Consider the following 10,327-nt stretch of genomic DNA (forward strand, 5'->3'; position numbering starts at 1 on the left):
CCATCATTATGGAGAATTTCCGAACTACTTCAATTAGCTGTCTATATTGGGGTGGCCGTTAGGCCGCACAGCGGCCGCTGAGCTCCGCAACCGTGGCCGCTGGCCACCGCCGTATGCACTAAAGCAATAAGGATATCGGTTGGAATATCCCTATAACCTTGCTCATAGCGAAAATACTGGGGCTGTGGCATATTTAAATAATTGGCAAGTTGTCTCTGCGTTAAGTCGTGATCTTCCCTCAATTCACGAATTCTTCGGTAATGAGCCACATCAACACCTCTTTGATTTATACCCATTTGGTTATCTTGACATTACACTAAGTTTGTGTAAAAATGAGGATTAGATATCCATTTGGATATTAAAATAAAGAGAGGAAGAGAGCTATGAAAGATAGATTTGTAATGAGATTTCCAGGTAAAATGACATCATTTGCTGAAGATGACCTAAATAAGTTCTTGGATGCTAATCCGGACTATCGGCTTGTATGTATGACTTATGCGCACCAGAGTTCTTTCTACTATGGAATTATCGCGTATTTTGAAAAAATCAAGTAATTTGGGGAAAGAAAAATGAAAAGATTCTTTTTATTCTGTTTAGCCGTTTCTGTTTGTATTTCACTCACTGCTTGTAGTGGAACAAAAAAAGCGTTTGAAGTATCAAAATCGGCCTATGATAGTATTGATATCGCCTATGATATTACAGAACAATTTGGTTCAGATCTTTATGAGGCGTGGAGAATAGGAATTTTTGAAGAAGATGAGCTACTTAGTGACGGAGCACATTATCTCTCTCAACAGCTTAATTTAAGTGAAGAGGATATAAAAAAAGGTATAGGGTACATATATGCGACTTCTATTGTTGGGGAAAATTGGGACACAGTAGCAGAGGAGGATAAAACGAAATACTATAACAGGGATAGTGTTTTATTTAAAATGAAGGAAGATGAACTGTTCTCAACTTGTGTTTGGGTTGTTATATATTCTTACAAATTAAATGGGAAAGTGGATGAAGTTCAAACAGCATTAAACACTGCAAAAGAACAGATGAAAGAACTTAGTGATAAATATTCAGATTATGAACATTATCCTAATCTTAAAGGGTATTACACAACAACAAGTTCTTTTTTTGATTTCTGCCAAAATCCAACAGGAAGTTTTGAGCAAATGAAGAACACCATAAACGATTACAAGAATGAGGCCAGAGATTATATAAGTGATTTAGATTATATTTTCGAAGAATAACCATATCATGCAACTAAACCGCTCTGTTTTATAAATGAAGCAGGGCGGTTTTTATATTGCAGTATAACTTTTGAGATAATCAATGGAGAAGAGGTTGCAAAAGCAATTGGAGCAGAGTATTTTTTGGTATGACAGAAACAACAATATATTTATAAAAGTGTACCTTTACGAACACAAGAAAACCCCCTTCCACAGATGTTCAAAAAACTTGTGATTTAATTTGCGGATATGTTCGTAAATTGAATTGACTTTTGCGGATACATATGATAGAATACGGATAGTTAGGGAAGGGGTGCAGAGATGGAAAGCCGTACTTATTACTATGCTAGAGTATCCAGTAAGGAACAAAACTTAGATCGCCAAATAGCTGCCTTTAAAGCTCTTGGAGCACAGGAGCGGGAAATTATCACGGATAAAGAATCTGGCAAGAACTTGGAACGGACAGGCTACCAGGCCCTTAAAAATGCTATTCTGCGCCCTGGTGATACTCTTGTCGTAAAGTCACTGGATAGATTGAGCAGAAATAAACGTGATATAAAAAACGAACTGCAATACTTTAAAGATAACCGGATTCGCTTAAAGATTATCGAACTTCCTACAACCATGATGGACTTGCCTGAGGGACAAGAATGGGTTTTTGAGATGGTCAATAATATTCTGATTGAAGTCCTAGGAACGATTGCAGAGCAAGAGCGGGAGACAACACACCAGAGACAAGCGGAGGGAATTGCAGCGGCAAAGGCAAAGGGAGTAAAGTTAGGCCGTCCTGCATTAGCGTTTCCTGCTAATTGGAATGAAGTTTATTTCGCTTGGAAAGCTGGAGAAATCACGGCAAAGGAAGCGATGGAGCGGACAGGTACAAAACGCACCAGCTTTTATAAATTAGCTGGAATGATGAAGAAATAGTTCCATTGGAATAAACTGTGCTCAGTTAGATAATAAATTCCTAGATTTCTGTAATAGACTTTTGTAATTTTTTAAGGCTAACCTATTGAAAAAGTGCTGTAACACTTGGTATTTGGGTGAAAATTAACACTGCCTTGGAAATTAACGAGATCGGCTACTCCAACAAGGTTCTGGAGCTGATCAAGCACATGTACTCTGTTGACCACAAGTAATTTGTGATCTAACAAACTGCATTATAAGCGCCGTCCATTTGGACGGCGCTTATTTTTTGGTTTTGGAGGGTTCCGCCCTGCGGGGCGGGTTCCTTTTTGTTTGCCCAAAAAGGAACTAAAAATGCCCTGGGGGCTGCTTCCGGTGAGCGCCTTCGCGGAGCGGGCGCTCACAGTCATTGCCCCCAGACCCCCGTTTGCGGGGGACGCCCTCCTAAGGGCTGGGCAGTTTTATCCGGCGGGCAAAATCAGGACAGGTTGATTCTTCTTGCCTCGGGGGCACTGGCCCCTTCGTCGTCGCAAAGTCCGCTCTATTCCGGACGCCCAAGCGTAGGCATCCGTCATGTCGCTTCCTTGCGCCTCCTCTCCCCACCAAACCCGCTTCGCTGGGCTTTGGCGGGGACCCCGATTAAGTATCTGCGCTGTACGGACACCGCCTACTCTGGCATAGCCGTGGCAGCTGGGCAATAGATTTGCGCCATGTTCCCTATTCCCTTGTCAAGGTGCAGTGGCTGCCGTCACAAAGTGAAGGCCCATCGTCCGCCCGACCTCCGCCGCGCCGCACTCAACAGGTAGGGAAGCAGGAGGCGGTGTGGGATCGGAGCAGCGGCTTGCAAATTTTGATGGCAGCAGGGCCTGGTGGCCCGAGAGTAGGAGAATGCACGGTCAAAATTTAGGCCGCCGGAACGGACCAAACGACCAAAGGGGCACGCTCCCGTAAATTGGGGTCCGGGGAGAGGTGACTATGAGCGCCCGCTGCGCGAAGGCGCTCATCGGAGCCGTCCCCCGGCGGCGTTTTGCCTACTTTGCCGCCGTGGGCAAAGTAGGACGCCCCGCAGGGCGGAATGGGCCTTGTGGTGGACCAGAGTTCCTCTCAATAAGAGCATACAAGATTCGATATTTGAAATTTGTCGAAATATGTGATATAAAAATAAAAATTACCGATTTCTTGATTTTAAGAAAACCTGTTATCGAAATTGAGATACTGACCCCAGAGGTGATTACCATGGGCTTTGGGGCCAGAGCAAAAATGCTGGTGACAGACCGGGACGTGACACAAAAGAAGTTGGCAAAACATATTGGGATCACACCGGCTAAAATGAGCAATTACCTAACGGAGAAAAACGAAATGCCCTGTCGAGTCATTGTGGGCATTGCAGACTATTTTCATGTTAGTACCGATTATTTGCTGGGTTTGACCAATGAACCGGAACCGCCGATGCACATTAGTAAGGAAGAAAAAGCGTTGGTAGAGACCTACCGCTCCCTCTCCCGGGAGCAGCGGGAACTCATTTCCCAGACTATCCGCCTGATGGGAGAGCAAAATAACCGCCGGGAGGGCTAAATACCATGGACCACAAGGACTATATGGCCCGCGCCCTGGAGCTGGCCGCCCAGGCAGCAGAGCACGGGGACGTGCCGGTGGGATGCGTCATCGTCAAGGACGGAAAAATCGTGGGAGAGGGGCGCAACCGCCGGGAGGAACACGGCGACGCCACCGCCCACGCCGAGCTGGAGGCCATCCGGGATGCCTGCGCCCGTCTGGGCAGCTGGCGGCTCCACGGGTGCACTCTGTACGTCACCCTGGAGCCCTGCCCCATGTGCGCCGGAGGTATCATCAACTCGCGCATTGAGACGGTGCGCTACGGTGCCCGGGATGAAAAGGCGGGGTGCTGCTCGTCGGTGCTCAACCTGTTTGAGGAGCGCTTTAACCACCACCCCCGGATCTATCGGGGACCTCTGGAGCCACAGTGTCAGAAGATCCTCCAGGACTTTTTCCTGGACCTGCGGGAGGATGGGGAAAACTGAGTAGAGGAAAAACCGGATTTTGCCCGCGGATTTAAAGCTTTTGTAACAACTTTAGCTAGCTTTGTTCACAATGAGCAGATAGAATGATACTCGCAAGGCAAGAGCATTTTCTTTTCATTCTATCCTCCAATTCAACCGAACAGCCGGCGTAGATGCGCCGGCTGTTCGGTGCTTTTTCAGCTTGTTTGGAAAAGTCACAAATTGTCCATGGAGATTTAAAACTTATGTAATACTTTGGGGCTGTTTTTGTAACAACTCTTTGCTAGGATAACACTTGCAAGAGACAGTTCGTTTCATTTTAATCCTCTTTTTCAATGGTAAGACCCGGACGCTTTGGAGCGGCGTCCGGGTTTTGCTATGCCCAGAGAAATTTTTTGATTTGTTGTAGCTACAACAGACTTTTGCCCTGCTGGGGAGTAGAATAGGGTCATCCTGAGAAAAGAAAACGTTGAGGAGGAAGTTTTATGATCCGTAAGATCATTCACATTGACGAGAGCAAGTGCAACGGCTGCGGGGCCTGTGCCGCCGCCTGCCACGAGGGTGCCATCCAGATGGTGGACGGGGTGGCCAAGCTGACCCGGGAGGACTACTGCGACGGGCTGGGCGACTGTCTGCCTGCCTGCCCCACCGGAGCCATCACCTTTGAGATGCGGGAGGCACCCGCCTACGACGAGGCGGCAGTGAAGGCCGCTCAGGCGGCGAAAAAGGCCCAGGAGCCTCTGGCCTGCGGCTGCCCCGGGGAGATGGCCAAGACCCTGCGCCCTGCCGCGGCGCCTGCTGCGGCTCCGGCGGCCCAGGGAGAGCCGGTGAGCCAGCTCAGCCAATGGCCGGTGCAGATCAAGCTGGTCAACCCCATGGCCCCTTACTTCCAGGACTGCCGCCTGCTGGTGGCCGCCGACTGTACCGCCTACGCCTACGCCAACTTCCACCAGCGCTTCATACGCGGCCACGTGACCCTGGTGGGCTGCCCCAAGCTGGACAGCGTGGATTACAGCGAGAAGCTCACCGAGATCCTGATGCGCAACGAGGTGAAGAGCGTCACCGTGGTGCGTATGGAGGTGCCCTGCTGCGGCGGCATTGAGCTGGCGGTGAAGAAGGCGCTCCAGGCCAGCGGCAAGATGATCCCCTGGCAGGTGGTGACCATCTCTACCAATGGTGAGATCTTGGAGGAACTTTAAAATAGAGAAGTAGAAAACCGTCCCGGCACAGCCGGGGCGGTTTTTTGCATAATTCTTCCCCTCCGGGCAAACACTAGCCGGGAAAGGAGGGGTTCCATGGCCACATTTCAGCCCAAAGCCCCGGACACCGGTCCCCACCCACGGCGGGAGCCCCGGTATGACCGTCCTCTTACCCTGGAGAATTTAGAGGCGGTGTTTCAAGGCTGCGCCGACTTTATGAAGCGGGAGGTCTACCTCCACGGGGACCGGGAGCGGATGGTGACCATCTGTTACCTGCTGGGCATGACCCGCAACGAGCGCCTGAGCGACTATATCCTGCGCCCTCTGGCCCAGGACGACGCTTTAAGCCGGGTGCCCATGGACGAGGTGTTCAAGCGCCTGCGCTACGGAGCCCTCTATAACCTGGCCGCCCTGGTGCGGGAGACCTTGGACCAGGTGGCCGACGACCTGGTGGCGGGCAGCTGTGTGATTTTCTTTCCCGGGAAAAGTCAGGCCCTCACCTTCCCGGTGGTCACAGAGGAGAAGCGGGGGGTGGGGGAGCCAGCCAACGAGCCTGCCCTCAAGGGGGTGCGGGAGTCCTTTGTGGAGGCCATCCGCACCAACACCTCCATGGTCCGCCGCCATTTAAAGGCCACCCAGCTGAAAATCGAGGAGGAGATCGTGGGGCGGCAGTCCCGCACCCAGGTGGATATCCTCTATCTGGACGGCATCGCCGACCCGGACACGGTGGCCCAGGTCAAGCGCCGCTTGCAGGACATCGACATCGACGGGGTGGAGGCGGCGGGCAACATTGAGGAGTACCTCACCGACCACCTGAACACCCCCTTCCCCATGATGCCCTACACCCAGCGGCCCGACCGATTCTGTCAGGGGCTGCTGGAGGGGCGGGTAGGGGTGATGGCCGACGGGCTGCCCTTCGCCTGGCTGCTGCCGGGCACCATCGACCAGTTCTTCAAGACGGGGCAGGACCGGGCGTTTCACTGGATGACGGCCTCTGCCCTGAACCTCATCCGGTGGTTCTGCGCCGTCATCACGGTGCTGGTGCCGGGGTTGTATATCGCCCTGGTCACCTTTCACCCGGAGGCCATCCCGGTGAAGCTGGCCCTGTCCATTGCCGCCGCCAAGCAGGAGGTGCCCTTTTCCACGGTGTTTGAGGTGCTTATCATGCTGCTGGCCTTTGAGGTGCTCCAGGAGGCGGGGTTGCGCCTGCCCAGCCCCATCGGGGCCACGGTGTCCATTCTGGGCGGTTTGGTGGTGGGCAACGCGGCGGTGGAGGCCCATATTGTCTCCCCGGCGGTGCTCATCGCTGTGGCCATTGCGGGGGTGGCGGGGTATACCATGCCCTCCCAGGACTTTGCCTCCGCTCTGCGGCTGTGGCGCTTTCTGCTGGCCATTGCTGCCAGCATCGGCGGACTGTTCGGCCTGGCGGCGGGATGCGCCGCCCTCATTTACCATCTGGCGGGATTGGAGACCTTCGGGGTGCCCTATCTGGCTCCCTTTACCAACGGGGCGGGACAGCCCCGGGGCCATCCCAGTCTGCTGCGTCTGCCTCTGCCCCGGATGAAGTGGCGGGACGGGGCCAAGAATACCAAAAATCGGAGGAATCAGCGGTGAGAGTGACGTTGACCGCCCTGGCTCTGGCCGGGATGCTGCTGCTCAGTGGGTGCAGCGCCACCCTGCTGCCCTACGCCCGGGAGATGGGGGATATGGCCCTGCTGCGCACCATGGGGGTGGACGCAGGGGAGGGGGACTATCAGGTGGAGGTCACCGTGTCCACCGGGAAGCGGGCCTATGGCCTTCAGGGGGAGAGCCAGCCCTCCCTGGTCCTTTCTGCCCAGAGGGAGTCCCTCAGTGCCGCCTGCCTGGCCATGCAGGGCCTCAGCGACAGTTATGTGTTTTACGGCTATGTGGACCAGCTGCTGCTGGGGGAGGAGTTGTCCCAACGCGGCGTGTGGCCGGTGCTGGACTACTTTGCCCAGGACGCCCAGCTGGGACTGGGCGTGCAGCTGTGGGTGGTGCGGGGCGGAACCGCCGCCCAGGCGGTACAGGCTGGGGGCGAGAGCGGCGTGGAAAACCGCCTGTCCACCCTGCAAACGGACAGCGAGATGGGTGCAGCGGGAGCCAGCCGCACGGCCGGGGAGGTATTCTCCGATCTGCTGGAGCGGGGCAGCGCCTATCTGCCCGCTCTCCGCGTCCAGGAGACCGACCAGGAGGGCCAGACCGCCCTGCTGGAGGCCGGGTATGCGGTATTAAAGGACGGAGCGCTGGTAGGCTATCTGGAGGGAGAGAGCGCCAAGGGATTGGAACTGCTGGTCAACCAGGCACCCTCCGATGTGTTGGAGGTCCCACTGTCCCAGGGTCGGGTGGTAGTGCGGGTGACCGGATCCGCCCTGGTGTGTACGCCCAAGATGGAGAATGGGCAGCTCACCGCTGTGGACCTGAACTGCCGGGTAACGGCCGAGGTGGCCGAGGTGGAGGGCGAACTCAGCCAGGAGGATCTGGAGCAGGTGAAGCAGGCGGTGGACAGCCGTCAGCAGCGGCGCCTCACCCAGGCCCTGGAGCGGCTCCAGAGCTGGGGCGCGGACTGTGTAGGCCTGGGACAACGGCTGGCTATGGCTGATCCTGCCCGGGGAGAAAAGCTGTTGGAGCAGTGGCCGGAGATGTTTCCGTCACTGCCGGTGCAGGTGTCGGTGGAGACTTCACTTACCAGATTGTTATTTATGGAGGAGTCGTGAGAGAAGGGGGCCGCCCTGTGGAGGAGACGATGTGCCTTTCTGAACGATCAGAAAGGCACGAAAGAATCGCCGGGGGACGGTTCCGATGAGCGCCTACGAGGAGCGGGCGCTCATAGTCACCTTTCCCCCGGTCCCCCTGTTTACGGGGGTGGGTCACTTTGGTTTGTGCGTAATTTCCGGCGGGCAAAATCAAGTTCTGTTTTCCTTCTATTCTCAGGCCACAGGGCCTTCCTGCCATCGAAATTTTGTGAGCAAGTAGTTCTATCCGCACACCGCCTGGTGCATTCCTACCTGTTTGGTGCGGCCGTCATCGATTGCTCGGCTGCCACGGTTATGCCGGAGTAGGCGGTGTTATTTCAACTGCACATCTACTAAATTTATATTTTGTAGGCCCTGGTGGGCCGAGGCAAGTGGTATCACAGATCTTGTCTTTGCCCGCCGGGAGGTCATGACCAATCTCCCTGGCAGGCGTCCCCCGTAGCTGGGGGTCCGGGGGTGAGAGACTATGAGCACCCGCCGTTGGGCGAGGTGTTCATCGGAACGTAACCCCCGGGGCATTTTTGGTTCCTTTTTGGGCAAACAAAAAGGAACCCGCCCCGCAGGGCGGAATCCCTGGAATAAATGAACAACCCAAAGGAGAACCACCATGCAACACCGCCAAACCATCTCCCAAACCCAGCTGTGCGCCCTGCTGTGGGCCTCTCTGCTTGCTCCAGCGGCGGAGCTGCTCCCGGCCGTCACCCTGCCCTGGGCGGGCAAGGCAGCCTGGCTTACCACGCTGCTGGCCTTTCCGGTGTTGGCGGCGGTGGGCTGGGTGCTCTCCCATGCGGCTTGGCGGCGGGATGGACTGCCTCAGATCATCCGCGCCGGGTTTGGTCCCATCGTTGGCCGGGGGATTTTACTTTTATATATGGTATGGGGGGAATTCCTCCTGGCCCTCCGCCTGCGCCTGTGTGCCCAGCGTCTGCTGGCCTCGGGGGAGCGGGACGGCTCTTTGTGGTTTTACCTGCCGGTGGCCGCCCTGCTGGCGCTGTGGATGGCCCGGGGAAAGCTGGCTGCCTTTGCCCGGGCTGGACAGGTACTACTGGCCGTGGTGCTGACGGCTGCGGCGGTGGTGCTGGGCCTGGCGCTGTTTCAGGTGCGGCCGGAGCATCTGCTTCCTCTGTGGTGGCAGGACGCCCTGCCGGTAGCCAGTGGTGTTTTGCCTGCCTGCGGTGTGTTGGGGTGGGGCATGTTTGCTGCCTTCTTATTAGGAAACACAGAACCCGCCAAACATTCCAGACGGGACTGGCTCATTTGGAGCGGCGTAGGCTGCCTGCTGTTGTCTCTGGAGCAGCTGGTGGTGGTGGGCAATCTGGGCGAATCTCTGGCCCAGCGCCTCCACAGCCCCTTTTTTGCCCTGGCCAAGAGCGTGGGGGTGGAGGGAGCCTTCCAGCGGGTGGAGAGCATTGTGTCCGCGCTATGGATCTTTGGCGATCTGGCTCTGCTTGGGGTGATCCTGTTTGCCCTTTGGGAAATGGCCCGAACGGTATGGAAGAAAGCGGAGCAGAAAACGGTGGTAACAGCCGCCGTTCTCCCTGCGATAATTATTAGTATGGCCGCCTTTCCCGATGGGGTGGGAGCGGAGGCTGCCGGACGGGGTATTGTATTGGTAGGGAACCTGATTTTAGGTGTCGCCCTTCCTGTGTTTGGAGCAGTCGCAGCTGCGTTGGCAAAAAGAAGCGGTCATAAAGGCACATCTTGTGGGTGAAAACCAGGAAAAAGGGAACATCTTGTTGCTATTTTTCATCCAGGAAAAAAGATGAAAAAAATTGAAAAAAACAGTTGACAATCCGGGGGCAGTCTGATATTATAAGCAAGCGCTCGACGCAGGGGACAAATCCCTGAGCTGAGCGAGGTTTTCCAAATCAAAAGCGAACTTGAATGAGAGAACAAAAACCACCTGACGGTGCGAAAAAAGTTCTTGACAAGCGAACTGAGATATGGTAAACTAATCAAGTCGCCTGCGAGGGCGGCCAATAAGGGAGAAGCCCGCCGGGCTGACCTGAGAGCTGAAAAAGTTTGAAAAAACTTTAAAAAAGCTCTTGACAAGGTCAAAACGGTGTGGTAAAATGAACTCCCACCGCTGCAAAGCGGTGTGTACCTTGTAAATTAAACAACGTGACAAACACGAAGCACCAAATTGGATTTGGTTGTTCAAACAAGCTTAGCTTGAAGGACAATCGTTAAATTTCTTTGAAGCTAGTTTT

General features: G+C 54.6%; 9 protein-coding genes. 8 read left to right on the plus strand and 1 reads right to left on the minus strand.

The genetic code is table 11. From position 1 onward, the window contains the following. Positions 1 to 41 precede the first annotated feature (41 nt). Positions 42 to 296, minus strand: coding sequence for a helix-turn-helix domain-containing protein (locus ACEVJL_RS16490; protein WP_374738461.1), 255 nt, complete (start codon positions 294 to 296; stop codon positions 42 to 44). Between the two features lie 273 nt (positions 297 to 569). Between ACEVJL_RS16490 and ACEVJL_RS16495 the strand changes: the two genes are divergently transcribed. From ACEVJL_RS16495 to ACEVJL_RS16530, 8 genes are all read left to right on the plus strand, one after another. Next, the gene (locus ACEVJL_RS16495) at positions 570 to 1,241 is read left to right on the plus strand and encodes a hypothetical protein (RefSeq protein WP_235398153.1); all 672 of its coding nucleotides are present in this window, start codon (positions 570 to 572) and stop codon (positions 1,239 to 1,241) included. 300 nt (positions 1,242 to 1,541) lie between these two features. Further along, positions 1,542 to 2,147: a recombinase family protein gene (locus tag ACEVJL_RS16500; protein ID WP_374738462.1), complete on the plus strand. Its 606-nt coding sequence runs from the start codon at positions 1,542 to 1,544 to the stop codon at positions 2,145 to 2,147. Positions 2,148 to 3,101: 954 nt separating this feature from the next. Then, positions 3,102 to 3,701: a helix-turn-helix domain-containing protein gene (locus ACEVJL_RS16505; RefSeq protein ID WP_302667146.1), complete on the plus strand. Its 600-nt coding sequence runs from the start codon at positions 3,102 to 3,104 to the stop codon at positions 3,699 to 3,701. Positions 3,702 to 3,706: 5 nt separating this feature from the next. Then, positions 3,707 to 4,165, plus strand: a complete 459-nt coding sequence (locus tag ACEVJL_RS16510) for a nucleoside deaminase (protein WP_008982263.1) — start codon at positions 3,707 to 3,709, stop codon at positions 4,163 to 4,165. Positions 4,166 to 4,629: 464 nt separating this feature from the next. Then, a complete protein-coding gene (locus tag ACEVJL_RS16515; protein ID WP_235398745.1) occupies positions 4,630 to 5,343 on the plus strand; it encodes an ATP-binding protein in 714 nt (237 codons plus the stop codon). 96 nt (positions 5,344 to 5,439) lie between these two features. Beyond that, the gene (locus ACEVJL_RS16520) at positions 5,440 to 6,957 is read left to right on the plus strand and encodes a spore germination protein (RefSeq protein ID WP_374738463.1); all 1,518 of its coding nucleotides are present in this window, start codon (positions 5,440 to 5,442) and stop codon (positions 6,955 to 6,957) included. Further along, positions 6,954 to 8,078 (plus strand): Ger(x)C family spore germination C-terminal domain-containing protein, encoded by a 1,125-nt coding sequence (locus ACEVJL_RS16525; protein ID WP_374738464.1) that lies wholly within the window; start codon positions 6,954 to 6,956, stop codon positions 8,076 to 8,078. The genes ACEVJL_RS16520 and ACEVJL_RS16525 overlap by 4 nt, the downstream gene beginning before the upstream one ends. A gap of 646 nt (positions 8,079 to 8,724) precedes the next feature. Continuing rightward, entirely contained in the window at positions 8,725 to 9,828 is a 1,104-nt protein-coding gene (locus tag ACEVJL_RS16530) for a GerAB/ArcD/ProY family transporter (RefSeq protein ID WP_374738465.1), read from the plus strand. Positions 9,829 to 10,327 lie beyond the last annotated feature (499 nt).

The organism is Flintibacter porci (assembly GCF_041925195.1).
In the GTDB taxonomy this organism is placed as follows: Bacteria; Bacillota; Clostridia; order Oscillospirales; family Oscillospiraceae; genus Lawsonibacter; species Lawsonibacter porci.

Coding starts and splice junctions, on each gene's coding strand:
- ACEVJL_RS16520 (WP_374738463.1), top strand. CDS start 5,440: ATGGCCACATTTCAGCCCAAAGCCCCGGACACCGGTCCCCACCCACGG.
- ACEVJL_RS16495 (WP_235398153.1), top strand. CDS start 570: ATGAAAAGATTCTTTTTATTCTGTTTAGCCGTTTCTGTTTGTATTTCA.
- ACEVJL_RS16505 (WP_302667146.1), top strand. CDS start 3,102: ATGAGCGCCCGCTGCGCGAAGGCGCTCATCGGAGCCGTCCCCCGGCGG.
- ACEVJL_RS16500 (WP_374738462.1), top strand. CDS start 1,542: ATGGAAAGCCGTACTTATTACTATGCTAGAGTATCCAGTAAGGAACAA.
- ACEVJL_RS16530 (WP_374738465.1), top strand. CDS start 8,725: ATGCAACACCGCCAAACCATCTCCCAAACCCAGCTGTGCGCCCTGCTG.
- ACEVJL_RS16490 (WP_374738461.1), bottom strand. CDS start 296: ATGGGTATAAATCAAAGAGGTGTTGATGTGGCTCATTACCGAAGAATT.
- ACEVJL_RS16515 (WP_235398745.1), top strand. CDS start 4,630: ATGATCCGTAAGATCATTCACATTGACGAGAGCAAGTGCAACGGCTGC.
- ACEVJL_RS16510 (WP_008982263.1), top strand. CDS start 3,707: ATGGACCACAAGGACTATATGGCCCGCGCCCTGGAGCTGGCCGCCCAG.